Source organism: Kibdelosporangium phytohabitans, from assembly GCF_001302585.1.
Lineage (GTDB): Bacteria > Actinomycetota > Actinomycetes > Mycobacteriales > Pseudonocardiaceae > Kibdelosporangium > Kibdelosporangium phytohabitans.
Genome location: NZ_CP012752.1, coordinates 8,784,803 through 8,810,494 on the forward strand (window position 1 = coordinate 8,784,803; position 25,692 = coordinate 8,810,494).

22 protein-coding genes are annotated in these 25,692 nt (G+C 67.6%); 7 read left to right on the forward strand and 15 right to left on the reverse strand.

All coding sequences use genetic code 11. The annotated features are described in order from the left end of the window. Positions 1-10 precede the first annotated feature (10 nt). The 4 genes from AOZ06_RS39450 to AOZ06_RS39465 all read right to left on the reverse strand — a co-directional run bounded on the left by AOZ06_RS39450 (position 11) and on the right by AOZ06_RS39465 (position 5,704). A complete protein-coding gene (locus tag AOZ06_RS39450) occupies positions 11-1,528 on the reverse strand; it encodes an amidohydrolase family protein (RefSeq protein ID WP_063810193.1) in 1,518 nt (505 codons plus the stop codon). Between the two features lie 104 nt (positions 1,529-1,632). Further along, entirely contained in the window at positions 1,633-2,958 is a 1,326-nt protein-coding gene (locus tag AOZ06_RS39455) for a cytochrome P450 (protein WP_083472229.1), read from the reverse strand. After that, entirely contained in the window at positions 2,934-4,010 is a 1,077-nt protein-coding gene (locus tag AOZ06_RS39460) for a terpene synthase family protein (protein WP_054294033.1), read from the reverse strand. Before AOZ06_RS39460 ends, AOZ06_RS39455 begins: the two co-directional genes overlap by 25 nt. 1,034 nt (positions 4,011-5,044) lie before the next feature. Beyond that, on the reverse strand, positions 5,045-5,704 hold the full coding sequence (locus AOZ06_RS39465; RefSeq protein ID WP_054294034.1) for a hypothetical protein: 660 nt from the start codon (positions 5,702-5,704) through the stop codon (positions 5,045-5,047). Positions 5,705-5,892: 188 nt separating this feature from the next. Here AOZ06_RS39465 and AOZ06_RS39470 point away from each other — a divergent pair, with 188 nt between their 5' ends. Together AOZ06_RS39470 and AOZ06_RS58130 are read left to right on the forward strand one after the other, a co-directional pair. After that, the gene (locus AOZ06_RS39470) at positions 5,893-6,930 is read left to right on the forward strand and encodes a serine/threonine-protein kinase (RefSeq protein WP_157233498.1); all 1,038 of its coding nucleotides are present in this window, start codon (positions 5,893-5,895) and stop codon (positions 6,928-6,930) included. A 94-nt stretch (positions 6,931-7,024) separates the two neighbouring features. Continuing rightward, entirely contained in the window at positions 7,025-7,171 is a 147-nt protein-coding gene (locus AOZ06_RS58130; protein ID WP_169799042.1) for a hypothetical protein, read from the forward strand. 193 nt (positions 7,172-7,364) lie between these two features. On the opposite strand, the gene AOZ06_RS39475 is transcribed toward AOZ06_RS58130, so the two are convergent. The 3 genes from AOZ06_RS39475 to AOZ06_RS39485 form a co-directional block, all read right to left on the reverse strand. Then, a complete protein-coding gene (locus AOZ06_RS39475) occupies positions 7,365-7,946 on the reverse strand; it encodes a hypothetical protein (protein ID WP_054294036.1) in 582 nt (193 codons plus the stop codon). Positions 7,947-8,286: 340 nt separating this feature from the next. After that, complete coding sequence (locus tag AOZ06_RS39480) at positions 8,287-8,670, reverse strand: RidA family protein (protein WP_054294037.1); 384 nt, start codon at positions 8,668-8,670, stop codon at positions 8,287-8,289. Between the two features lie 17 nt (positions 8,671-8,687). Next, positions 8,688-9,263, reverse strand: coding sequence for a helix-turn-helix domain-containing protein (locus tag AOZ06_RS39485; protein ID WP_063810194.1), 576 nt, complete (start codon positions 9,261-9,263; stop codon positions 8,688-8,690). Positions 9,264-9,397: 134 nt separating this feature from the next. On the opposite strand from AOZ06_RS39485, the gene AOZ06_RS39490 reads away from it, so the two are divergent. The 3 genes from AOZ06_RS39490 (at position 9,398) to AOZ06_RS39500 (ending at position 12,999) form a co-directional block, all read left to right on the forward strand. Next, positions 9,398-11,209, forward strand: coding sequence for a right-handed parallel beta-helix repeat-containing protein (locus tag AOZ06_RS39490; protein WP_054294039.1), 1,812 nt, complete (start codon positions 9,398-9,400; stop codon positions 11,207-11,209). A gap of 444 nt (positions 11,210-11,653) precedes the next feature. After that, entirely contained in the window at positions 11,654-11,983 is a 330-nt protein-coding gene (locus AOZ06_RS39495) for a DUF4190 domain-containing protein (RefSeq protein ID WP_179950772.1), read from the forward strand. A 272-nt stretch (positions 11,984-12,255) separates the two neighbouring features. Continuing rightward, positions 12,256-12,999 (forward strand): VOC family protein, encoded by a 744-nt coding sequence (locus AOZ06_RS39500; RefSeq protein WP_054294040.1) that lies wholly within the window; start codon positions 12,256-12,258, stop codon positions 12,997-12,999. 259 nt (positions 13,000-13,258) lie between these two features. On the opposite strand, the gene AOZ06_RS62350 is transcribed toward AOZ06_RS39500, so the two are convergent. Both AOZ06_RS62350 and AOZ06_RS39505 read right to left on the reverse strand, forming a co-directional pair. Then, entirely contained in the window at positions 13,259-13,399 is a 141-nt protein-coding gene (locus tag AOZ06_RS62350; RefSeq protein WP_417999911.1) for a DUF6881 domain-containing protein, read from the reverse strand. Between the two features lie 36 nt (positions 13,400-13,435). Beyond that, a complete protein-coding gene (locus AOZ06_RS39505; RefSeq protein ID WP_054294041.1) occupies positions 13,436-14,689 on the reverse strand; it encodes an MFS transporter in 1,254 nt (417 codons plus the stop codon). Between the two features lie 410 nt (positions 14,690-15,099). On the opposite strand from AOZ06_RS39505, the gene AOZ06_RS39510 reads away from it, so the two are divergent. Together AOZ06_RS39510 and AOZ06_RS39515 are read left to right on the forward strand one after the other, a co-directional pair. After that, positions 15,100-15,543: a VOC family protein gene (locus AOZ06_RS39510; RefSeq protein WP_054294042.1), complete on the forward strand. Its 444-nt coding sequence runs from the start codon at positions 15,100-15,102 to the stop codon at positions 15,541-15,543. A gap of 9 nt (positions 15,544-15,552) precedes the next feature. Further along, the gene (locus AOZ06_RS39515) at positions 15,553-15,891 is read left to right on the forward strand and encodes a YciI family protein (protein WP_054294043.1); all 339 of its coding nucleotides are present in this window, start codon (positions 15,553-15,555) and stop codon (positions 15,889-15,891) included. A 124-nt stretch (positions 15,892-16,015) separates the two neighbouring features. On the opposite strand, the gene AOZ06_RS39520 is transcribed toward AOZ06_RS39515, so the two are convergent. From AOZ06_RS39520 to istA, 6 genes are all read right to left on the reverse strand, one after another. Then, on the reverse strand, positions 16,016-18,763 hold the full coding sequence (locus tag AOZ06_RS39520) for an AfsR/SARP family transcriptional regulator (protein WP_054294044.1): 2,748 nt from the start codon (positions 18,761-18,763) through the stop codon (positions 16,016-16,018). 232 nt (positions 18,764-18,995) lie between these two features. Continuing rightward, positions 18,996-20,519, reverse strand: coding sequence for an alpha/beta hydrolase (locus AOZ06_RS39525; RefSeq protein ID WP_083472231.1), 1,524 nt, complete (start codon positions 20,517-20,519; stop codon positions 18,996-18,998). A gap of 240 nt (positions 20,520-20,759) precedes the next feature. After that, a complete protein-coding gene (locus AOZ06_RS39530) occupies positions 20,760-22,040 on the reverse strand; it encodes an FAD-binding oxidoreductase (protein ID WP_083472232.1) in 1,281 nt (426 codons plus the stop codon). Between the two features lie 200 nt (positions 22,041-22,240). Next, entirely contained in the window at positions 22,241-23,119 is an 879-nt protein-coding gene (locus AOZ06_RS39535) for an NYN domain-containing protein (RefSeq protein WP_225953009.1), read from the reverse strand. 39 nt (positions 23,120-23,158) lie between these two features. Then, a complete protein-coding gene (istB, locus tag AOZ06_RS39540) occupies positions 23,159-23,974 on the reverse strand; it encodes an IS21-like element helper ATPase IstB (RefSeq protein WP_083471502.1) in 816 nt (271 codons plus the stop codon). Then, a complete protein-coding gene (istA, locus tag AOZ06_RS39545) occupies positions 23,971-25,671 on the reverse strand; it encodes an IS21 family transposase (protein WP_054296412.1) in 1,701 nt (566 codons plus the stop codon). The genes istB and istA overlap by 4 nt, the downstream gene beginning before the upstream one ends. Positions 25,672-25,692: the final 21 nt, after the last annotated feature.

Below are 25,692 nucleotides of genomic sequence, written 5' to 3' on the forward strand. Positions count from 1 at the left end.
ACAGCATGTGTCATGGGTGCGCGTGGTGGCACGCGCAGGTGGCTGCCAGGGTTGCGGTGGGTGGCATGCTCTTGGCCGCGGACGCCACGTCGCGCAGCAGCTGCTCGCGAGTGGCGTGGTCGAGGTACCGGCCGCGGGCGACCACACCGATGATGCGCTGTGTGTTGCGGATGTCGTGCAACGGGTTCGCGTCGAGAACAACCAGATCGGCGGCGTATCCCTCGGTGACACGCCCGGTGCGTGTTCCGAGATATCCGGCGGGTTCGGCGGTCGCGGCACGCAACGCGTCCATCGGTGACAGTCCGGCCCCGACCAGCAGGACGAGTTCGTCGTGCAAGGAGAACCCCGGGACCGCGCCGGGAGTCCCGATGTCGGTACCGGTCATCAGGGGTACGCCCGCACGGTGCAAGTCCCCCACCACCCGTTGCTGTGCCTGGAACAGCTCCGCCCACCCTGCGTCGAGCGACGGGTCACGGCCCTTGAGGTACAGCTCGTTCAGAGCGAAGTCCAGTGCTGCCAACGCCGCCGCGGGCAGGTACTTGCGCCGAGGGTCGTCGCGCTGACTCAACTCACGGGCGTGAGCCAGTCCGTTGTGCATGGTCAGTGTTGGGACGATCCTTGTTCTCCGCCGCGCCAGCCGCTCGAACAGCTCGCGCGCCTTCACCGGACTGTAGCTGCGCAAGGCGGCGTACTCGACCGTACGGGTCCGGTTGAACCAGCCGTTGTAGTCGCCGAGTTCGAGTTTGATCCGGGCCAGTTGCTCGCGCAGCCGCGTCTCCCGCCAGGACGTCGCGTAGAACATCCCGTACAGGTGCTCGATGGTGCCGATTCCCAGGTCAGCTGTTTGCGTGATGGACATCGAGTCCGGGACGTGACCGGCGAACGGCACGCCCTGCCTGCGCGTTTCCGCCGCGATCTCGACCAGTGCCGCACGCGACAGCCGCGAGTAGACCTTGATGAAGTCCGCGCCCTGCGCCACCTGCTGGCGGACCGCGGCCCGCGCTTCTGCGGCATCGGCGACCTGGACGACAGCCAGGAACTCCGGGTTCCAGATCGACGGCTTGCCGTCGACGATCTGACTGCCTATCGCCCAGCGCGGCCCCAGCAGCGAACCGGCCTCGATCCGGCGCCGCCAGTCGTGCACCGTCGGCGTCCCGGACATCTCGCGGACGGTGGTCACCCCGTTGGCGATGTACAGCGGCGGCTCGATCGCCTCGAACCCGTTGCTGTGCACGTGCAGATCAGCCAGGCCGGGAATGACGTACTTGCCGCGCAGGTCCACAACCTGAGTGCCCTGCGGCACCCGCACAGCGGGCCCGACCGCCGCGATCTCTCCTCCGCGCACCAGGACCGTCACGTCGGGCAGGATCCGTCCGCGCGCCGGGTCGATCACTGTCGCATGGGTGAACGCGACACCGCGCTGTGCCGTCCCGGCAGAGACAGCAGCCAACGTCGGCGAGGCCAGGACAGTACCGATGCCCGCGGCCAGTCCGGCACCGAGGACGGCACGACGTGTGTGAGTATTCATGCCGCCGATCCTCGGATGCCACGAAAGCGTTCCGCCAGCGGTCTTTCACCAGGGTTTATGGTGGAGAAAACCCTACCCCCGCTGAGATCACGCGCCGGTCGTGATCAGCATCGCCGACGCACCCGCATGCGCAGACCATATGGCCTGATGAGTACACCTACTTTGACGGTCGGCGGTCGGACGATCTCGAGCGACCACGCCGCGGCGATGGTGCTCAGCGCCAGTGTCATCTCGATGGTGCCGAACTCGTCCCCGATACAACGGCGCGCACCGCCGCCGAACGGGACGTACGTGCCACGGGCCGGGGCGGGCCGGCCTGGGTCGAACACGTCCGGTTCCGGGTACAAGTCGCGCCGGTGGTGAATCAGGTAGGGACTGCAGATGATCGTCCTGCCTGCCGGTATCCGTTGCCCGGCAAGGACTGCGGGACGGGTCGTGCGGCGGGTCAGTATCCACGCGGTCGGGTACAGCCGCTGGGTTTCCATGATCACCTGGGTCGCGTACGTCAGGTGGGGAATGTCCTCGTAGGTGGCGGCCTTGCCGGACAGGACCGCGTCCGCCTCCCGCCGCAGGCGTTGCGCGACCTCAGGATGCGCAGCCGCCAGATAGAGACACCAGGTCAAGGTGGTGGCGGTGGTTTCCGTCCCGGCGAGGAAGATCGTGGTCATGATGTCGTTGAGGTCCTGGTCGCTGAGCCGCCGCCGGCCGTGCTCGTCGCAGGCGTTGACGAGTGCGGTGAGAACCGCGCCCGACTTCTGCCCAGTGGCACGTGCGTTCGCGACTGCGGTGAGGATGGTCGTGCGGACGTCGGCGCAGGCCGCACGGAACCTGCGGGAGCTGAAGCCGGGGAGCCCTTTGAGGTGGGGTGGTGTGATCATCTCACGCAGCACGCCGTACACCAGGGTGTTGATGTTGGCGTGCATGGCGGGGAACTTGTTTCGATCCAAGGTGTCGCAGAAGACCGTCTCCACCAACGTCTTGGTTGACAGACTCATCAGTTCGGCCAGCACGTCGATGACCTGACCGTCGGACCACGCGTCTGTCTGCGCCACGATCTGGGACGCCATCCTGTGGGCGTATCCGGCCATCCGGCCGCGGTGGAAGGCCGCCTGGGTGAGCCTGCGCTGGGTGCGGTGCACGTCGCGCCGGCAGGTCACGAGTCCGTTGCCGCAGAACGATCTGGCGTTCTCGAACATCGGGCCGCCTTTGTCGTAGGTGCGGTCGTTGACGAACACCTGGCGCGTGAGCTCGGCGTCGCACACCACGATGGCGGGTTCCCCACCGAGCTGGATCTCCACGAGATCTCCGTAGTCCGGCAGGGAGGTGAGGAAACCCAGTGGGTCTCGTTTCAGGTGGACAAGGTGACCGAGGAGCGGCAGCCGGCCGGGTGCCCGCGCGACCGCGTTCACCGCGATCCTTCCCACCACCACCGGATCGACGGGAGATCTATCGGCTCGTCCAGACTGTCGCCGTTCAGTTCACCGGTCGGCCGCTCCCACATCACCAACGCTGGGGCGTCAACCGTGGCGTATCGGCGCGTCGCGCGCAGGCCCCAGTCGAGATTGCCCCGGATCTGGTGGTCGAGGCCCCGCAGATAGCAGTCGAGGACCCCGCCTGACGGAACCAGTTGCCGACGGTGCCGCAGATAGCACCACATGGCCTGGTTCCGCATCCGAATCGCGTGAGCCAGCGCGGTGCGCCGGTCCTGCCCATGGTGTTCGGCGAGGGAAGTCACCAGGTTGACGCAGTCGACGTCCTGTTCCACCTCCTTCTGGTAGGAGTAGATGTCGTTGTCCCACGCCAGTATCACCGCCGTGATGTCGGTGAGCCGCCTGACATCGGGCCGGTTCAGCTCGGCGGCCGGGACCTCGAATCCTCCCGCCAGTTCCATCAGACCGATGCCGTAGCCGAACGCACCCGAGTCCATGGGACGAATCGTGGTCACCACGTCCGGGTCGGGCACCAGGCCGGCGTGCCGGTGGACTGCGGCCCACAGCACACCAGCGGCGAAGCTCCGGTTCATGTCGATCCACCTGGCGTGCACCCCTGGCGCTGCCAACTCCGCGAACTCGTCGTGGATCTCCCGGAAAGCCTGCGCGAACGCGTCTTCCGCCAGGACGCCGCACTCCGGCGCGTCGAGCATCCGGACCATCCCGAAGTGCTGATCAGTCACGGCGGGCAGGCTGACCCGCGCTTGTCTCTCGACGATGTCGTCCATGACGAAGCCCCAGCAATGGAACTTGGCGATCGTCTCCAGCGCTTTCAGGTTGCCGTACGGGAACAGGCGGGCCACCAAGGCACCGCAGTTGAGTTGTTCCAATCTGGATACTGCTTGGCTGTCCGGGCACAGCCCTCGCTGCCGCATCCAGTCCACCGCGTGACGGTTGACGACGTCCGCCAAAGGATGCACAGCCGGGCTGATCGGGCAGTAGATCAGCGGAACGCCGCCGGACACCAGGTCGTCGTGGTGTGGATCGGTCAAAAGGGCAGGGTCTTGATATGTGTCACGCATGTCCCGTCCAGCTTGTGAAGCACCGTGAACACGGCGCACGTGGGATGACGACGGCAGGCCGCTGCGCTGGGAGTCGGCGTCGCTGGGTCTGTGATCGACAGCCCTTGCGACGCGAGGTCCCAGCCGTGTCGTTTCGCTCGTTCATCCGACGTCGTCGCGGACGAGGTGACGGCTCTGCGGTAGTAGGACGCGGACCCGCTGATCGAGTCACACGAATCGACAAGCACCGGACGCTCACCGGGAGCGCGGACAGGGGGTGCAATCCCGTTTTGGTTTCACGATCGCGTTCTGTTGAGTGCCTTCTGTGCGACAGTCGCACGCGCCGGTGACCAGCGTCAAGGAACATCAACTCCATTCACCCAATCAACAGTCCGATGTCGACGCACAGCTCGCACCAACCTCCTTTCCGTGGGCGGTACCGGAGTGGATCACCCTCTCGGTGAGGGTGCCCTCGTCACACAACCGAGCGAACACTTCACCTGAGGTGCCGCAATCCGTTGGTACATACCGAATAGCCCATGGCCATATCAGCACACTGGCATGCCTGTGGTACTCGGTGCGGGGCTGCGAAAGCGATTCAACGGACGTCGCGGCAAGCGAATCCACCCCGGCGGATCCGGCACAAGGCGCACGCCGTGCGACCACGGGGGTACAGCCGTTCATGGTCCGACCGTCGACACAGGTTCCAGACCACGGTCACCAACGCGTTCCCGGATGAAGCAGCGCTCCGGCCGCGAGCATTCCCGGGTTCTCTCAAGGCGCGCGCATCCCCCAGGACTTCACCAGGCCTGCCGGCGGGAGGTTCGCTCAGGGGCTGCCGGCGCGGGCGCCACCTGGCAAGACAATCATCAGCACCTCGACGCTGCGGCGGTCGGAATCACGCCCGTCGAGCCTCGCGTGGTGCCAGTCCGATCCAGAAGCACCCGGTGTCGATGGGATTCCTGGGGGCACCACGCGAGGGGACACATCCTACTCCTTCGAACCGGACAAGCCGGTTCTCACCGTCACCCCACTACCCGCACCTGGTCCTGCTGGGCTTCGATGTGGGCCGCCTGCGCGGTCAGCTGCGTGGCCCCTTCGGCGTCATCGACTCCTTCGCTGGCCGCGAATTCCCGTCCGTGCGCGACGATCGGACCACCCAGGTCCAGCATCTGTCCTTTCTGGATGTTGACGGGAGACTCGCCGTTCGGAACCAGCTTGACCCACATGCGGTCGGTGTCACTGGTACCGACCCAGAACCCCTCGTCCGCGGGAACGGATTGCACCGGCACCGCGCGACCTGAGACCTGTTGCCCCACCAAGGTGGTCAACGCGCCATTCGCTGGGGCGGCGCCGGCGGCGGGCCACACGGTTCGCCCGCCGACCTGGAGCGCACCCGGGGGCATGTCCGCGGAATCGGGCTGCGCACTGGGGGTACTGGGAGCAGGGGGTGACGCCGCGCCGGTCGGCCGATCGTCGTCATTCGAACATCGTGCCAAAGCGAAGATCAACAGTCCTATCAGGATCAGCGCCAGCAATGCCCATACCCACCACATACGGCCGCCGCTGGAACGCGCGGCCTCTGTCGCGCCGGCTGCGCGCCGGGTGGATCCCAGGTCGCCGGAAGAACTCGCCGCGGAGCCGGTGTTGCGCTGATGCGGGTCGTGCTGCGTCACGATGCGCACCCCTTTCTCGATGGTTCAGTCCACATGAGACCTTCCCGGCGAAGGGGCACTTACTCGGCGGCGGCCCACGAATCACCCGTCCGTGCCACGCGATGTCCGCGGGCTGCGCAGCCCCGGCGGAGTGACCGAGCACAGTCGCCTCCGGGTAACGGGTTTCGGACCCGGTCAGGCCGGGTAAAACCCGTCGAGTGAGGCGATCAGAAGATCACGAGCTCGTCCTGGCCGGGCGTTACCGGCTGAGGCGCGTGATCGGTCGCGGCGGAATGGGTGCGATCTGGTCCGGCTGGGACGAGGCCCTGGGCCGGGTGGTCGCGGTGAAACAACTCGTGCCCTGCGACGACTCGGAGCACATCGAGACCACCGGGCAACTGTGGGACCGCGCCCGTGCGGAGGCCGCCGCAGCAGCACGCGTCCAGCACCCTCGTGTAGTGGCCGTGTACGACCTCGTCGAACACCATCAGCGCCCGTGGATCGTCATGCAGCACATCCCGTCCTGCCCGCTGTCCCACATCGTCTACGAGCACGGCCCGCTGCCCGTCTGGCAGGTCGCCGAACTCGGCGTCCAGATCCTCGACGCCCTGTGCGCTGTCCATGACCACGGAGTGATCCACCGCGATGTCACTCCCGGCAACGTGTTGATCGACCACCACGACGCCTACCTCGCCGATTTCGGCATCGCCACACTCGACGGCGCGACCGCTCCCGGCCCGCTGGCGGGCACGCCGGCCTTCGTCGCGCCTGAATGCGTGCGGGGTCAGCGCCCCGAACCCGCCTCGGATGTCTGGGCGCTGGGCGCCACGCTGTACACCGCGATCGAAGGCCAATCGCCCTACGCACGCGAGGATGCGAAGGCGTGCCTGACCGCCACGATCACGGAACCTCCGGCCCCGATGCTCCGCGGCGCACCGCTGCAACCACTGCTGCGGCGGATGCTCGCCCACCACCCCGGCGCCCGGCCGTCACCCGACGAAATCGGCCCCATATTGCACCAGGTGGCCGCAGCTCCCCTCGTCTCCGGGCAAGCTCGACACAGCCTCTCGTCTGAGCGCCCTGCTGCCGATCCTGTCGCGAACACCGCGCCGTGGACGCGCGACGATGAGGCTCCGTTCACTGTCGTGGACTCGGACTGCTGCCGGGGTGGCCGCCACCACACGAGTGCGAGTACCCAGGGTCCCTCCGCACGCCTACGTCAGCAGCATCTCGAGCCGACATCGCGTTGCGCGTAGGCCGCGCTCACAGCCGAGAACCACAACGAGATTGGGCGTCGGTGACGCGGGTATACCTCTGGTAGAGGAGCAGACAACCAGAAAGAGTGAACCTATGGCCGGCCTGTTGAACCGGATCAAGACCTTCCTGCGCAGCCCCAAGGGCCAGCAGATGACGAACAAGGCGCGCGAGATGGCGAAGGACCCGCGCAACCGCGAGCGCGCCCGTCAGGCTGCCGACAAACTCCGTCGCCGGCGCTGACACCAGCCTGTCGACCAACCCGGGGGCCTTGGCTGGACATGACCCCGCATGCCACGCCATCGACGTCAGCTATGACGGTCACGCAGCCGGGTACCGCATGAGGTACCCGGCTGCGTAGACAACTTTGTTGTCTTTCACTCCGCAACGCGCTGGATGTTGCGGAGTTTTGCTTCGGCTGTGGGCCGAGCCTGTGTCACTTCTTGCCCAGCAGGCCGCCGACCGAGCCGATCAAACCGCCGGCGCCGTTGCCGCTTTGGTTGCCCGAGCCGGCGAGATTGCCCACCGCGTGGACGTTCGAGCTGCCGCCGGCGCCGGTGGAACCGTGCGTGTTGTTGCCCGCCTGCGAGGAGCCCTGGTTGGACGTGCAGGAGTCGTCCTGGACGGTGGTGGACACGTTGCCGTTGGCCAGCAGGTTGACGTGCGGCTGCTTGGCCAGTTCGTCCACGTCGACGGCGACCGGGACCACACCGACCAGGCTCTGCAGGTTCAGGTTCTCCAACGGGCGGTTGGCCGCGCAGCCCAGGTTCGGCGACACGTTGGCGTTGTTGAGCGCGTTCACGGGAATCAGACCACTTTGGACAACGTTGTTGTCGTTGCTGTCGTCGCGGCCGTGCCCCTTCTTGCCGTTGGTCGCCTTCTTGGCCTGTTTGGTGTGGACGGTGGCCTTGGCGCTGTCGTGATCGGCGGACTCACCCGCGAAAGCGGCACCCCCGGTCGCCGCGAAACCGGCGGTGGCGAGAGCAGCGACAATGACGGCATTCCTGATGAACGGCACAGTACTGATTCCTTTCGACGGTGGTCCAGAATCTGACTAGCAGCCACTGGCCGGGACAGGGCCCGATGGCACCGTCCCTCCCAAAAGGACTGTACAGCGAACACGGAATACCGAAAGGCTGGCAACACTATCGAGTGGTCACCGCAAGCGTATTCCACCTGCGAGCAGGAGCGTGACCACGCCCGCGACGGCAACCCGCCAACCGGCCGTTCGGCAACCACGGACGGAGATGCGGGTGAACGGATGCGCTGCGTCAAGGAGGTGCGTCATTCGCACTCTCAGGGGTGCACTCGCCTCAGTGACCACAAAGGACAGCGGTGACTCTGGGGATCGAACCGCGTCACTCGGCGGGGAGGTGCGCGATGGCGTCGATGTCGACGAGGAAGCCGAGCGGAGGCGGGGCCTGCATCGTCATCCGCGCGGGCTTGTACTCGCCGAAGAAGGTTTGGTAGACGGCGTTCATCCGATGCCAGTCGTCGACGTCCTTCATGTGGATGGTCACCTTGACCAGGTTGTCCATCGTCGCGCCCGCGGCCTCGAGGATCGCGCGGATGCTGCCCATGACGTGAGCGGTCTGTTCCTCGACCCCACCGGGGACGACCTGTTCGGTAACCGAGTCGTAGGGAACCGTGCCGGAGATGAACAGGAACTCGCCAGCGTGGACCGCCTGGGGAAACGGGCCGACGGGCAGCACCGCGTCCGGCGTGTGCACTGTGGTTGTCATTGAGAACTCTCCATTCGTCATTGTCGGGCGGGTGGGTAACTCATGACGGACAGCAGGCGGGCCCCACGGGCCGAGACGTACCGGTGCGGAAGATCTCCCGGGAACAGCAGTGCGTCGCCGGCCGACAGCTCCACCTCACGGCCGCGCGGGCCGACCTGCAGCGACCCCTCGGTGCAGTACACGAGTTCCTCGGTGCCGGGCGGGTGCACGCTGAGGTAGTCGTTGCCGGGGGCCAGGTGGACCTCGTAGATCTCGGTGCGGTGACTGCGCCCCTCGGCGAGCACGAGCCGTGCCACCAGGCCGCTCTCCGACGTCAGCGTTTGGCCTTCGCCGGCCCGGATGACCCTGATCTCCGGCGGTTCGTCGTCACCAAGCAGCGTGCTGAGCGGGATGTCGAACGCCCGCGCGAGCCGCCACATCGTCTCCAGCGACGGGTTGCCGGTGCCGGTCTCCAGCTTCGCCAGGAGTGTCTTCGACAGCCCGGTCTCCTTCGCCAGACCGCCGAGCGACCACCCGCGGGTCTCCCGGTGCGCCCTGACGATGCGGGCCAGCTCACCGGCCACCGTCGCCATCGATCCGCCATCGTCAATCATAGTGGCCAATCGTACACTAAAATGAACACCTGGGTTTAGGTGACGTTCCCCGCCCAGCGTGACCGCGGTTTCGCTACCCTGATCCCGCGTCTGCTGGGGGATGCACAAGTGACCCGACTGAGGGAAGCGGTGCGATGGCGGATCCTGCGGTGCTCCTGGTCGGCGTGAAGGGCTATGCCGACGTGGGTTCGGCGTTGCGCTTCGCCCGCCCCGGCGACGTGATCGAGATCGCGCCCGGCACGTATGACGGGGAAGTGGTCGTTGACAAGGCAGTCGAGGTACGGCCGAAGCGAGGAGCAGGCACGGTCACGCTGACCGCGGCCACTGGCAACACCTTGATGGTTCTTGCCGACGCGACCGTCCGCGACCTGACCGTCGTGGGCAGCGGGTGGAATTGGGCGGCCGTCGAAGTCGTCGGGCAAGGGGTGAACCCGAAGATCTCGAACTGCGACATCCGGGCGCCCCACAGCGTGGGCGTCCGAGTTCGTGGCGGCGCGAGCCCGGCGGTCGCCGACTGCCGGATCGGGCCCGCGAGCCAGGGCCTGCGTGTGGAGGCCGCCAAGGGCTTCTACAAGCGGTGCACGTTCTCCGATGTCTTGGTGGGGTCGGTGATCGCGAAGACGGGCGCCAGCCCGACCGTCCTGAACTGCGCCTTCGACGGGCCTGGACGGCAGGCAGCCGTCGCCACCGACCACGGCACGGTGCTCACCCTGGGCGAATGCGAGATCGCCGGTGGCTCGGTCACGGCGACTGAGGGCGGGCACGTCGCGATCGCGGACTGCGCCATCCACGGCGGCGGGCCGGCACTGGAGATCGCTGATGGCGGCGTGCTGCACGCCCGCAACATCAGGATCGCCGGCACCTCTCCCGAAGGAATCCTGATCAGCGGCGGCAATGGGGTCTTCACCGACTGCCGGATCACCGGAACGCACGGACCCGCGGTGTGGATGACGGATGGCGAGGCCCGCTTCGAGCGGTGCGAGGCGATCGATTCCGACCGCGCGGGGTTCCTCGTGGTGGGTGGCGCCGGTGAGTTCCTCGGATGCGTGGCGCACAACAACGCGGATCAGGGGTTCTCGATCTACACCGCGGTGGAGCTCACCGAGTGCGGTTCCTACGGCAACGGCAGGCCCGACGACGTCGGCAGCCGCAACTCCGGCTTCGGCGTCTCCGGCGGTACCGCGACTTTCGCCAAGTGCGCTGCCGAGGACAACCGTTCCAGAGGTTTCGAGGCCTTCGCTGAAACCACGTCCACCGCGTGCCGGTCGGTCGACAACGACCTCGAGGGCGAGATCGACGCCCACCCTGACGGCCCGGCTCAGCATGTGGTGCGCGTGCGGACATACGCCCAGTTGAAGCAGGCGTTCCACAACGCCTCCCCCGGCGACACCGTCGAACTCGAGCCTGGCATGTACCGCTGCGTCGACCAGATCCGCATCCCGGCAGGAGTCGAGGTACGTCCGGCGGCAGCGAGCGCCGACTCCGTCCGGCTGATCGCGAAGCGAAACCACCCCGTTGTGATCTCCGATGCGGCAACCTTGCGCGACATCACGGTCCACGCGGAGTACCAGACGGCGGTCACCATAACGGGCGCGGGCAACTCCGCCCTGCTCGACGGCTGCAAGATCACAGCCAAGGGCGGGATCGCGGTCAAGGTGGTCAAAGGCGCGACCCCGACCTTGCGCGACTGCAGGATCGGCCCGGCCCAGGAGGGGCTCGTGGTGCGTGACGCAGGCGGTCACTACGAGCGCTGCACGGTCACCGCCACCCCCGAACCGGTGGTCGTCAGCAACTCGGTCGGGCTGGAGTTCTCCGACTGCGTTGTCAAGCCCAAGAAGGGAAAGCGGGTGTCGGTCAGCGGCATGAACCCGCCGTTGACACTGACCGGCAACCGCCTCATGGGGACCGTCCAGGCAGGACGGCACGCGACGGTCCGGGCCGGTTAGGAGCCACGCAGCCACAGACTGTCGCAGAACAGAAATGAAATCACGGACACACAATCGTGCAGGGCGACATCGCCGTGCCGAAGACGCGGTATCTGATACACCAAAATGCCGCGGTGACACCGGGAGACGACGTGGCCCGATCCGAAAATGTTCACACGATCGAGCGATTCGTTGTAACAAACTTCACCGGTGGAATGACATCCAGACAGATCATCGACATGGACGGGAGGAACATGAGAAGTCGGTCAGACGCGCCCCGAGGCGAAGGCGACACTGACGACCGGCTTGACCGAGGTTCGCGCCACCAGGCAGGTGCCGGTGAACGGCCCATTCAGTCTGGGTACGGCTACCTGACAAGTAGCGGCGCTTCAATGACAAAAGCGTGTCACCAAAGTTGACAACTCTCACTTGGCGTGTGCGGCGCTGCGTAACTGGGGTACGCACATGGCGCACGCCGGAACATCGCGAAGGCGGATTCTCGTGACTTATCCTCCCCACCAGCAGCAGGCCGGCCCCCATGGTGTGGCGCAGCCGCAGAACGGCCTGGGCGTCGCAGGTTTCGTGCTCGGCATCGTCGGTCTGGTGTTCAGTTTCATCCCGATCATCGGGGTGATCGCGTGGCCACTGGTGATCATCGGTGTGGTGCTGTCCGGAGTGGGCATCAGCAAGGCGAAAAAGGGCGAGGCCAACAACTTGGGCTTGGCCGTCGCCGGACTGGTCACGTCGGTGGTCGGGTTGGTGCTGTGCATCGCCTGGGTGTCGGCGCTGAGCTGACGTCGACGGCCGCCTGCGTGCACTCCGTGGCCGGAGGCGTGACGAAGGACGTGGCGGCGGTGCTGAGGGATCTCGTGGACGTGACCGTCCCGAGCGGGCGGGGATCGCCGCTGCGGGCCCCTCGGCGCCGCCGACCCGGTGGGAGATGACCAAGGCTGTCAGGGTGGCGACTTCGCCGTGATCGCCGGCGAATTCGACCACCGGTCAGGATCTGACCTGAATGGGTCATAGCGTGCGTGGTGTCGGCACAACAGACAGAAGGAGCCACCACGATGGTCCAGATCGACCACAACCAACCGCTTGGGACGCCCACCTGGATGGATCTCGCCGTGCCGGATCTGGCGGGGACGAAAGAGTTCTACGGTGCCGTGTTCGGCTGGACCTTCGCCGAGGACGAGCGGGGAACCGTGTGCCGGCTTCGTGGCTTGGCGGTCGCCGGATTGCGGGAGGAAACCCCCGGGTACGGCTGGGAAGTGCACATCGCGACCGACGACTGCGCCGGGACCGTCGAGCGCGCCACGGCTGCGGGTGGCGTGGTCGTGCGAGAGCCACACGACGTCGGGCAGCTCTGCCGCGCGGCGATCGTGACGGACCCGACCGGGACTCGGTTCGGGCTCTGGCAGGGCCGGAGCGAGCCGGGGTGTCGTCTGGTCAACGAGCCGGACACGTTGGTGCGCAACGATCTCGTGACCCCGGACCCCGGCCGGGCGCGCGACTTCTACACAAAGGTCTTCGACTTCACCCTGGATGGCAACGACGTGCACCTGCCCGGCGTCGATTTCACCTTCCTGCGGCGGCCGGACGGGCACGAGATCGGTGGCATCCTGGGCACCACAGAAAGCGAAGTCTCCCTCTGGGAGACCAACTTCGCGGTCGCGGACGCCGACGAGACCATGGCGAAGGTGGCTGCCGCCGGTGGCACCGCGGGGGAACTCGATGACATGCCCTACGCCCGGGTGGGCAAGGCCGTGGACCCGTTCGGCAACGAGTTCTTGGTGGGTTCGCAGCCGAAGTAGGACTTTGGCTTTCCGTGCCGGAACCTCCCCCGCCGGATGCCCTGGACGTGGTCGATCGCGGGTCAGCGCTCCTCACCGCCCTGCTTTTCCTCCGGCCACGCCCGAGTTCTCGGGCGGCCCCGGACAGCCCCGCGAACCGGCCGCGGAACTCGGCCACATCCACGACCCACCATCCGCCACAGCAGTGACAACACCGAAGTCGACGACATGGTTCACGATCCCCACTCGACCCAGGCGGTGATGAATTCAACGGACTTGGTCACGTCAAGGCTCCGATCCACCGTGACGCTGTGCGGCGTGCGCGCGACCAGACTGACTCGAACTCTGCTGCCGTGGTGGTCACTGCCCGGAACTCCTCCTGCGCGTTGATCTCTTCCAGGACCGGAAACGGGCGCCTCACCCCAGTGCGATCGTGCCGGTGTCCCGTCTGGCGGCGTCACCGGCCCAGCGTCCGCGGAAGCGAACGAGCGTGCGCGTGCACCCACCAGGCGAGCGGAAGTGCGATCAGCCCGACTGCCTGGATCGCGAGCAACGCCGCAACGATGCCCCAACGGTCCGCCACCACACCGGCTCCGAGAGCGACGAGCGCGTAAAGCACGCTGCCGAGCAACGACGCGAGCGAACCCATCGTCGCGCGTTCCCGGTCGGTGAACTCGCGCTGCAGCAACGTCTGCTGGGCGGTTGTCGACATGCCATACGCCGGTGACCCAAGCAGCACTGGCGAGAACACCGTCGGCTTGACCAGTGCCACGGTGTTCACCACGTTGTCGAACAGTTCACCGAACAGCAGCGTGCGGGCCGCGCCCACCCGGCCGATCACCCAACCGCTGACGCGGAAGCCGACGAAGGCCACGCCATGGCCGAAGGTGCGCCACAGGCCCAGCGCCCAGAGCGGCCACAGCCCTGCCACGAAAGCAGGCGACAACTGGGCCGCGCTTTCGCTGCTGTAACGAAGCGCCGACACCAGCGTCATGCGGCGGAGCACCGGACTACGGCGGATGCCACGCAGGGCCGATCCGAGATGCGCCAACGCGTTCGACTCCAGCGGACCGTGCACCCGCGGTTCCCGGACCCGCAAGGCCATAAGCACGCACAGCACCTGCGGCACGACCGAAAGCACAACCACCGCACGCAGTGACCACGCTCCGGCGACCACGCCACCTATGGGTGCCGCCAGCGCGAGCGCGATCTGGAACATCGAGTTCACCCGGCCCGAATGCCGGGCGAACTCTTCCTCCCGCCCGGCTTCGAGCAACGTGTCGTAGAGCAGAGACTCGTTGTTGCCGCTCCACAGTGAGGTCGCCAATCCCTCCAGCACAACAGCTGCCAGGAGAACGCCGTAGCCCGAAGCGCCGGCGTACCCGAGATGGGCGGCCACCATGACGACGGCACCGGCGATCATCGTGCCGCGCCGCCCGAGGCGGTCGGAGAGCACACCGGTCGGGACTTCGAACGCTGCCGAAGCCAGCATCTTCACCGCCAGGAGGCTGGCGGCAGCGGTGTACGAGCCGGTGACTTGCGCGAAGTAGATGACCATGATCGGCCCGTACAAGCGGAAGTCGCCGAAGAAGTTGAACCAGCTCAGCAGGCGGACATTCCGGTCGACGGTCTGATCGGCCGGGTCCGGCGGAGCAGGCCGCCGGGACTTCCTGCCGGCGATCAGGCGTTGGACCAGGACACGTATGCGCAACGACGAAGAATGACGAGCGGACACAGCAGAACTCCCGGAAAGGCGATCGGAGACGCCAAACAGCGCCGAAGGACCGGTGACACCTGTCACCTCGCCCCCGGCGACCGGGATGTGTGCTGGATTTGCTGCTACACGCGCGTTACAAGCCCGCAGCCACGGTCACCAAGGGGCGAACGGAAGCTCCGGTCATCGTTGTGTGCATCAGCGCTCCTGCATTCCCAAGGCGGACGGGATTCCGCACCAGCGTCGACTCTAACGACCGAAGGACCTGCGTGTCCGCTGAATTTCACGGGCACAACAGCGGGTGACGGCGCCACCCGACTGCGCACAGGCAGGCCAGTTAAGTTCCTTTAAGGAACTTAAAGTGCTACTGTTCGCGGCGCCGCACAGAGCGACCTGAAAGGGACCCGATGAGCTTCGTCAAGCACTTCGACCACGTCGGCATCACCGTCGCCGACCTCGACGCCGCGACGGCGTTCTTCGTCAGCCTCGGCATGGAGGCCGACCAGAAGATGACGGTCGAAGGCGAGTTTCTGGACACGGTGATCGGCATGACCGATGCCCGCACCGAGATCGTGATGCTGCGCCCACCGGGCGGCGGCACGACGCTGGAGCTGTCCAGCTTCACGCGGCCCGACCACCTCCCAGGCTCACCGGCCGCACCGGCCAACGAACTCGGTCTGCGCAACATCGCCTTCGAGGTGACCGACTTGCAGGCCGCGGTCGACCACGCCGCAGCCGCCGGACACGGCCTGGTGGGAGCGATCGGGGAATACGAGGGCAGCTGGCGGATGGCGTACGTCCGCGGGCCTGAGGGAATCATCGTGTCACTGGCCGAGCGCATCGGGAATTGAGGAGACGTCATGAGCACACCGGTGACCGACGAGCAGATCCAGGCACTGGCCGCGACCGGGAAGCCCCTCAGCCTGGCCATCCTCCACTGGGGGCCGGAGCGGACAAGGGACGACGCGGACGCCATCGGACTCGAACACCAGCGGCGCATGGTTTCGCTGCGCGCCGACGGCGTGATCACAGTGCTGTGCCCGGTCTTGTCCGGCACTGTGTCGGGCGTCGTGATCATGACCGTGCCCGCCGAGCAAGCCGCGGAGATCATGGCCGGTGACCCTTGCGTACAAGCGGGGATGATGCGCTACGAGGTGCACCCGTGCCACGGCTTCCCCGGAGACGCCATTCCAGTCTGAGGTGTCCCGCCACCGGGAGCACCACGTCTTCGATCGAAGCGAGTTCCCCGGGCCGTGCGGATCTGAGCGCACGTGGAGTTCGCGCCTCGGAGCGTGGCGAGAGGGTTGATCGACGCCGGTCGGCTCACGTACCCGGCCGGGCAGGTTCTGGTTGTTTGTCGGTCATTTCCGCGATGACGGCGGGAAACGTGGCACGCAGGCGCGTGAGCAGGTTGATTGATGCCGGGGTGTGGTGGGTGCGCAAGGTTGCCGCGGCGGCACGGGCCAACGATTCGGCTTCCGATCGTTCGCCGGCGTGGTGGAGGGCCTCGGCGAGCATGGTTGCCGCGTCGGTTTCGTAGGCGGATCCGGTGCGGCGGAACCAGTCGAGCGCGGCACGGAAGTAGTCGATCGCCTTTCCGTACGCGCCGACAGCGAGGTGGGCCTCCCCCAGCTGGCCCTGGACCAACGCGGCTCCGAATCGGTCGCTCGCGGCGACGTGAATGCGTAGTGACTGCTGGTCGAGCGCGATCGCCTTGGCGTGGTCGCCCGCACGCAGGTGGCACATCGCCATGTGGTGCAGATCCAGCGCCTCACCTAGACGGTGACCGAGACGTTGGTGTGCCGCAAGCGATTGCTCGAGGTGACCGAGGGCTTCCTCGATACGGCCCAAGCGGTACAAGGCGCGGGCCATGCTCCCCAACGCGGCTGCCTGCCATGCCTCGTCACCGAGTTCCCGCGCCAGTTCCAGACCGCGCCGGAAGTTCTCCAGTGCCGCCGCGTGCTGACCCAGGTGCAGTTCGTTGTTGGCCAGGGTCATCACCACGAGCCTCTCACCGCGACGGTCCCCCGCGGCGCGTGCGGCCGACACGCCAAGACGGATCAGCCGCCGGTGGTCGGCCCACCGGGCCCTGCGTTCGCGGTACTCGGTCAAAGCCGCCACGATCGGCCACGCGTGTTCGGGCCGGTCGTGCGCCACAGCCAGCTCGACGACACTGGTCAACGTGTCGAACTCCTCGTCGAACCACGCCTGCGCGGTGGCTTCGGTGAGGAACTCCTCGGCGGTCACACCAGGAGCCAGTGGCGGTGCCTGCGGCACCCGCCGGTCTCCGATGCGGCGGGCAGCATTGTGGGAGCTGTGCAAACACCAGGACAGGACCCGCGCCAACGCGGCCGCGCGTTCCGGGTCGTTGGCGCACAGGTCGGCAGCCAACGCGTGCATCAAATCGTGGATCTCGAACCTGTCCACGTCGACTCGGCGCAGGTGGTGCGCGTCGACGAGGGTGCCGAGCAGGCGGCGGGCAGTTTCGATGTCGACAGCCGCCAACGCCGCCGCCGCCGGCACGGTGATGCGATTGGTCGGCCACGTGCCGAACAGCCGGAACAGCCGGGCCGCGGGGCCGGGAAGCGCGGCGTAGGCCGACACGAGCATGGCACGTACGTCGGTGGCGACGTCGTCGGAGACGTCGAAAGCGTTGAGGCGCCCGCGTTCGGCCGCGAGTTCGTCCAGCAGTCGCGCCGCGGGCGTACCGTCTGCCAGCCGGTGTCCCATGATCATCAGTGGCAGCGCGAGACCGCCGCAGCGGTCGGCGATCGAGGCCATCTCGTCCGGGTCGACGCCGCCGGCGAGCCGGGCGAGCAGTTCCACAGCCTCGTCGGTGCCGAACGGGGTGAGCGCGACCCGGACCGCGCCGTTGCGCACCGCGAGTCCGCGGAGCCGCTGGCGACTGGTCACGATCACGACGCCGACCGGTCCCGGCAGGAACGGGCGAACTTGGGCGGCATCCGCCGCGTTGTCGAGCACGATCAGCAACCGCTTGTCCGCTGTGACGCTGCGGAACAACGCAGCTCGCTCGTCGAGATCAGCCGGGATGCGCTCGGCCGGCTCGCCGAGCGCGCGGAGGAAGGCCCCGAGCGCGTTGTCGGGTGCGTGGCCGGGACCACGCAAGTCCACGAACAACTGTCCATCCGGGAACAGATCGGCGTGCTGGTGCGCCCAGTGCAGCACGAGGGAGGTCTTGCCGACCCCTCCCGGGCCGTCCACGGCGACCAGTGCCTCGCCGGGCAGATGTTTGTCCAGCAGGGCCAAGCGGTTCCGGCGCCCGATGAACCACGGCAGGTCCGCGGGAAGTTGCCGCGGCACAGCCCTCCTGGCAGGTGGACTCGGTACCTCGTCATTGAGTACCGCCTGGTGCGCCGCCCGTAGATCGCTTCCCGGGTCCACGCCCAGCTCCTCGGCGAGGCGGCCGGCGATCTCCCGGTAGGCGGACAGCGCCTCCGCCCGCCTGCCCGCTCCGTGCAGGGCACGGATCAGCTGCACCCAGAACCGCTCTCGCAAACTGGCTTCGGCGACCAGAATCCGCAGACGCGGGACCGCCTCGGTGTACCTGCCGAGCGTGAGTTCGAGTTCGGCGTGGCGCTCGGCGACCATCAGCCGCCGCTCCACGAGGCGCGGCAGGTCGTCGGCGTGCAGCACGTCGGAGACAACGTCCGGGCACGGTTCGCCGCGCCACAGATCGAGGGCCTCACGCAACATGTCGGCACAGGTCTGCTGGTCTGGCGCCTGCTCCGCGCCGGCAACCAGGTTCTCGAACCGCAGCAGGTCGAGTTGGTCGGCTGCCACGTTGAGCTGGTACCCACCCGGCACGGTTTGGATCAGCGCCCGGCCCGACCCCAGCGCCGCCCGCAACCGCGTCACGTACAGCTGGACCGCCTTCTGGGCAGCCGCCGGGGGCGATCCGTCCCACAGTCGGTCAACCAGGTACGGCATCGACACGGGCCGGTTCGCCGAGAGCAACAGCGTCACGAGCACCACCCGCAGCTTGGCCGTGCTCACTTCGACCGGCCCGTCGTCCCCGACCACCACCAGCGATCCGAGTACGGAGAACCTCACCTCGACAAGATAGAGGAGCTGCTCCTCCCACCGATCCGTATTTCTACTCAGGTGCAGTCCAGGGCTACTCAGGACGGTGCCCGACCGTTCCGCCGGGTGGTCAGCAGAGCGGCGTCGTCCGGTCGGGCACCTCTCCCTAGGGCTCCTTGCGGCGGCTGGGGAGGCTCACGGCAGGGGCCCTGGAGGGCTGGACACCACCCGGGACCAGAGGGGTGGTGTCCAGCGTTCTGGGTCAGCGACCGGGACTCGCCGCTGTACGCGCGTCGGGTAGTGGATGGGCAGGGATGGTGGTATCGGCCGAGGGGACAAGGCCGGACACCAGGTAGTCGGTGGCCAGTTGGTTGGCCGCCTGGTTCGGCGCTGCGGGTTGGTATGCGACGCCGTGGCGGTAGGAGCCGGCCTCGGTCACCAGAACGGAGCTGGGTAGCGCCTGGTGCAGCGCCAAGGCTCCCGCGTACGGCGTAGCGATGTCGCCGGTGGAGTTGAACATCAGGATCGGGGGCAAGTTGTCGCCGCGAACCGTCAGGTGCGGTTGGGCTGGGGTCGGCCAGGTGTAGCAGACTGAGAAGAATTGGACGTACCAAGCGAAGGGCGTCTGGCTCTGGAGCGCCTCGGCGTCGGCGACGACAGTGTTCTCGCGTCGTGGCCACGGAGCGTCGTTACAGGTGACGGCCGAGTACACCGAGTACTGGGTCTCGAAGCCGGTTCCCGGCGTGCGACGGTCGAACGTCCTCGCCTGCAGTCCGGCGTCGTCGGCGCGCACCGCGAAGTCCGCGAGCGCGTGTCCAAAGCCGACCCAGTCGTTCTCGTTGTACAGATTGTTGAAGCTCATGTCGAGGAACTCGTACGCGCCGAGCGCGCCGCGCGGCTGGGCACGCAGCGTCGCGAGCGCGCCGTCCCATCGGGCGCGAACGGCTGCCGCCGACGACCCCAGGCCGAACACGTCGTCGTGAGAGGCGATCCAGCCGAAGTAGTGCGACAATGCCGGGCCCGCGGCCGCCGCCTGGCTCAGGGTCCACCGGTAGGCGAAGTCCGGCGGCGTCGGGTTCACGTTGCTGTCCAGCACCATCCGGTCGACACGTGCCGGGTACAGCGAGGCGTAGGTGGCGCCGAGATAGGTGCCGTAGGAGTAGCCGACGAAGCTGATCTTCGGCACACCGAGGCGGGTACGCAGCGTGTCGATGTCCCTGGCGACGTTCCTGGTGGTCAGGTGCGGTGTCAGCTTGGCGCGGGCGTTCGTGTGGCAGGCCTGCGCGTACTGCGCGGACCGGTCGAAGTTCAGCCGTCGGTTGGCTGCCGGGTCCGGGTCGGGCATCGGCGGGCCCCAGAACTCGTCACCTTCGGCCAGGCACCGCATCGGTGTGCTGCGACCGGCGCCGCGGGGGTCGAACCCGATGATGTCGTAGGAATCGCGCACCGACGCGGGCAACCGCGCCGCCCACGACCCTGGCCCGTATGTGAGACCGGGGGCACCGGGACCACCGGGGTTGACCACGAGCACGCCGCGCCGCTTGGCCGGATCGGCAGCGGCGAGCCGTGACACCTGCACGGTCACGTTGCCCGTCGTCGGGTTCGAGTAGTCGATTGGCACCGTCAACTCGGCGCAGCGGATGTTCGGATAGGCCCCGTTGATCGGGGCCGGACACGCCCCGAAGGCGAGGTCCGACTGCCCTTGCGCGACGCCCGCGGACGTGAAAGCCGTCAGCACACCCGCCGCGACCGCGGTGACCGCACTGAGTGCGACCAGTTTTCTCACTGCATTCCCTCTGTTCCCCTGTTGTCAGGACTTGTCCGACAATCAGCCGACGGCGACCATGACTGGTTGCCTGGCCGCCCCGTCCCTCATGTGGATGACGTGACAGTGCCAGGGGGTGGATTCACCTGGGCTTCGTCTCGAATTCGCACCGCGGGCGGCATCACGGCGCCGGGTGGTGAGTCCGGCAGTCGCATCCGCGCAGGGCTGTCATCCGCGCCTGCCGGACATTGGGCAACGCATTCAGCCCAAGACAGGGAAGTTGCTGCGGATGGTGTTGTGCGGGTCGTTGCGGCGCTTGACGTCGCGCAGGCGGGCGACGGTGGCGGTGGTGAAGGCGTCGGCCACGGATTCGCTGGGATTCAGGAACGTCAACGGTTTGCGGCCACTGACGGGCAGGGCCTGGGCAAGGGTGCTTTGCGTGGCGGCGACGGCCTTGGCGGTCGCCGGGTTGGTGGGGATGCCGAACATGTAGAGGGCGTACGGCTCGGTGAGCGGGCCGTGCGGTGTGTCGGACTGGCGGGCGAACGCGCCGCCCAGATGCCGGATCTGGACGCTCAACAGCGGCGCGATCGGGTCGGCGATCAGTGTTTTGGCCGCGGCGTCGTCCAGTTCGGTCAGCAGTTCCGCTCGGGAGAGCCCCGGTCCCGGGTCGGTGGGTTCGGCGGTGATGGTGCCGAGTTCGGAGACCGGCATGACCCGCCTGCTGTCGGACAATGGCTGGGCAAGCCGGTCCAGCGGGCTGAGCAGATCGCGGGCCTCGCTTTCGCCGCCGAGGTAGGTGGTGTCGATGGCGACCATGGGGTCGGCACCGGGGAAGTGCAGCAGGTCCAGCCAGACGGTCAGTTCGTCGGGCGCGGTGGCGGTGATCTGCCGGTAGACGTCCATGACCTCGGGTGCGTGCTCGGCTCTCCACAGGATGCGACCGCCGTACAGGTGCGGCGCGGGGTGCAGGGCCAGTTCCACAGCGGTGACGATGGCGAAGTCCCCGCCGCCACCGCGCAGAGCCCAGAACAGCTCCGCGTCGGTCTCCGCCGTGACGTGCCGCTGCCGTCCTTCCGCGTCGACGATGTCGAACGCGGCCACGCTGTCGGCGACCCAGCCGTGAGCGCGGCCGAACCAGCTCAGCCCACCGCCCAGAGCGACGCCGGTGACGCTGACGACGGGGGAACTGCCAGGCAGGCCAGTCAGGCCGTGCGGGGCCACGGCAGCTTGCACCTGGCCCGACGGCACACCCGCGCCGACACGAGCCCGGCGACCGGCCGGATCGACCCGCAGGGTGTCCAGCTTCCCGGTGCGCAGCAGGATCGTGCCGTCGGTACGGCCGGTGGCGCCGTGTCCGTTGGGCTGGACGGCGACGCCAAGTCCGGCAGAGCGGGCGTGGCGGACGAGGGCGGCGACGTCGTCTGTTTTTGCCGGTCGTTTCTGGCTCCGGCGGTTCGGTCTGATCGGGCCCCGGTGGCGGTTGGCCCGGGGTGAGTTCTGAGTGTGTGTCCGAGGTCGTTCAACGAGTTTGGGCCCCACCCCTGGATGGGTGAAGTTCGTGACTGCCGCGTGGTGCGTGCCCAGTCGGAACGACGTGGACGTCTAAGTTGTCGCAGCCGGGTGTTCACGGGCCCCTCCGACAAGGTGGTCCGTGAGCAGCCGGCCCATCACATTTCAGGGTGCGCGTGCCGAAGGTCCTGCTCCTCGTCGAGGACAGGACCTTCGCTGTTGCTGGCTGGTTAGCTGCTGGTTGGCTCGATCAACGCGAGCCTGATGTCTTGTCCGGATCGACCGGTGGTTTGGATCCGGTGGCCGAGCTTGGTCAGCAGGTCGCGGAAGGTGCTGCAGCCGTAGCGGGCCTGGTCGAACGACGGGTCCAGCGCGACCATTTTGGCCTTGAGCTGGGAAGCCGTTGGTGACTTCGTGGGGATCTGTCGCATCGCGGTGACCAGCAGCGCCTCGGCGTCAGCAAGCCGGGAGCCGCGTTGCGCGGGAGGTGTCGGTGGTTCGGCTGGCGGGTCGACCCGGGCGACGATCGAGCCCCAGAGCTTGTATTCCGAACAGACTGAGACCAGGCGGACGCTGGCCGCGGTTTCCGCGCCAACGCCGATGACGTGCTTGCCGAACTCGCGCAGTTTGGTGACCAGTGGGGAGAAGTCGGAGTCGCCGGTGACCAGGACGAAGGCCTCGACGGTGGGGTGGGTGATCAGGGTTTCCATGGCGTCGACCGTCATGCGGATGTCGGCGCCGTTCTTGCGGGCCGGGCCGTGGCCGATCTGGACCAGGTCGACGCCGTTGCGTTCGAGCACGGCCTGGTAGCGGCCGAAGCGGGTGTCGGCCCAGTCGGCGTAGGCGCGGCGGGTGGTGGCGGCGCCGTAAGCCCGGCAGAGCCAGGTCACCGCCCGGTCGGGGATCGGTTCGGCCCGGTCGGGCAGGCTGGCGGTCGCGCCGAGCACAAGATTCTCGAAGTCCAAGAAGAGCCCGATCTGGTCGGCTCGTGCCCGCGGATCGTCGCGCCATTTCCCGAACATCCTGCGGTGTTGGGCTTCCGCGTCTCGGATCATCCGGACCGCTTCGTTGACCGGCTCGGTGCTGTCGTGCGGCGTGGGTGTCGCCAAGAGAATCCGTCTCGGGTCGGCGTGGGTGTGGGGCGGGCGTCAGCCGAGGAGGCGTTGCTGGGTGGCGCGCAGCCGGAACGAGTCGGTGCCGGTCTCGATGATGGTGCCGTTGAAGGTGAGCCGGTCGACGATGGCCGAGCAGAGTCGCTTGTCAGCGAAGGTCTGGTTCCATTCGGAAAATGGAGCGTTGGACGCGACAGCGATGGCGCTGCGTTCCTCCCTGTCGGTGAACACCTGGAACAGCAGTTTCGCGCCTGCCTTGTCCAGGTCGAGGTAGCCGAACTCGTCCAAACACAGCAGGTCCACTTTGGAGTAGCGGTTGAGGACCCGGGTGAGCTGGCGTTCGTCGGCGGCTTCGACGAGTTCGTTGACCAGGTTGGCGGTGGTTGTGTAGCGGACCCTCAGCCCGGCCTCGGCGATCGCGGTGCCGATACCGATCAGCAGGTGGGATTTGCCGGTGCCGGATTGGCCGATCAAGCAGAGCGGCTGCCCGGCGGTGACCCAGCCCGGCGCGGTCAGGGTGTGGATGACCTCGGGGACGACGTTCGGGTTGGCGGTGAAGTCGAAGTCGTCCAGCCGTTTCGCGCGGGGGAAGTGCGCTTCGCGGACCAGTCGGGTCTTGCGGCGCTCGTCGCGGTGCTCGCATTCGGCGTCCAGCAAGGTGAGCAGGAAGCCTTTGTAAGTGGCCTGCTCGCGCATGGCCGCGGCGGCCAGCTCCTCGAACCGGGCGCCGATCGTGGGCAGGCGCAGGGTGCGGCAGGCCTGGTCGATCACGGCGTCCAGGCTGTCGACGCCGGGCGCGGCCGCGGGGACGGTGTGGGTGGTGGTGACGCTGGCGGGGAGGGTGGCGGTCATGCCGTGGTGCCTTTCGTGCGGCGCAGCAGCTGGTCATAGATCGCCACCGACGGCAGCGGACTCGAGGACGCGGGCAGTTCGCGTTTGGTGTGCAGGGAGATCACCGATGCGCCCGATGGTTGCGGCGCGGGCGCTGGAGGCGCGTGCAGGCGCGGGTCGGGCATGTCGTCGGTAATCACCGGGATCACCACCGTGTCCAGGCCCAGATCGGCCAGGTCACGCTCGTCCAGCAGAGCGCGGCCGGCGTCGTGCGCGGCTTTGCGGGCCTCGATCGCGACCAGGTCCGGGCTGGTCGACCCGGCATGCAGCGTGGTCGTGATGCCCGCGATGACCGCCTCGGCGGGCAGCCTGCGGTGCAGCAACAGCACCTCGATCAGCGCCTTGGTGCCCTCGCCGTCACCGTGTGCGGCGCGGGCCGCGGACCAGAACGCCTCGTGGGTCGCGGTGAAGCTGCCCTCGGCGCGGGCGGTGGCCAACGCGGTCGACCCGGCCAGCGCGCCGGGCTTGCCCAGCAGGATCTCCAGGTAGTGATCGAGCTGGTCGTGCGACTCGCCGCGGCGAGTCATCCGGGCGTGCCGGGCGATCACGGTCGCCTTGTCGAACACGACGACGTCGTTGGCGCGCAGCGAGACCCGCACCCGGCGGCCGATGAACCTCGCCGGGACCGAGTAGTGCGACTGGCGCACGGTGATGCGCGCGTCCCGGCCGACCTTCGGGGTCAGCGTGGTGCCGGTGTCGAAGTCGTCGAACGGCAGCGGCGCCAGCAGATCGGCCTCGTAGGCGAAGTTGAACCCGACCGTGACCCGCTGGTTGTGCAGGACCCGGTTGTCCTCGGCCCGGTCGATCTCGGCGATCCGCTCGTTGAGCTCGGCCAGGCTCACGACGTCCGGGACCGGGACCAGGTGCGTGCGGCGGAACCGGCCGCCTTCCTGCTCGACGCCGCCTTTCTCGTGCGCGCCTTCTTTGCCGGGGATGCAGTAGAACGCGTCGAAACCGTAGTGGGACCTGAATTTCACCCAGTTCTGTGACTCGATCCGGTTGCGGCCGAAACACACCCGCTGGACGGCGGGTTTGAGGTTGTCGTAGCGGATGTGCCGGATCGGGATGCCGCCCAGCGCCCGGAAGGCCTCCACGTGGCCTTCCATGAATGCCTCCTGTCCTTCGGACAGGAACACCCGGTGCACCGCTTTGCCCGAATAGGACAGTCGCAGTGTGAACAGGTGGCACTTCATCACCTGGCCGGAGACCCGTACCCACACGTCGGCGAAGTCGACCTCGGCCTCCTCACCGGGCAGATGCTGCTGGGGCACCATCCCCTCCAGGTGGCGCTGCCGTTCCCGCAGCTCACCGACCAGTTCCGGGCGTCGCCGGGCGATGTAGGTGTAGACCGTGGTGCGGCCCGCCGCGGTGAACCCGTGCTCGCTGATCAGCCGCTGGTAGATCCGCGCGGAGGTGTGTTTCTGCTTGCGCGGCGCGGACAGATCCGCGATCAGCATCTCGTCGATCAACCCGTAGGCCGGTTCCAGCACCGAACGACGAGGGGGCGGCTTCTTACGCTCTTTGGGCACGGGGCTGGCCAGCGCTTCCCGCACCGTCCTGCGGTGCACCTGGTACCGCTCGGCCAGCGTCCGGACCGACACGTCCGGCTCCAGCCGCCGATCACGGCGTATGCGTTCGAACAGCTCGACACGCGACAACGACAACTCCGGCCTCCGACA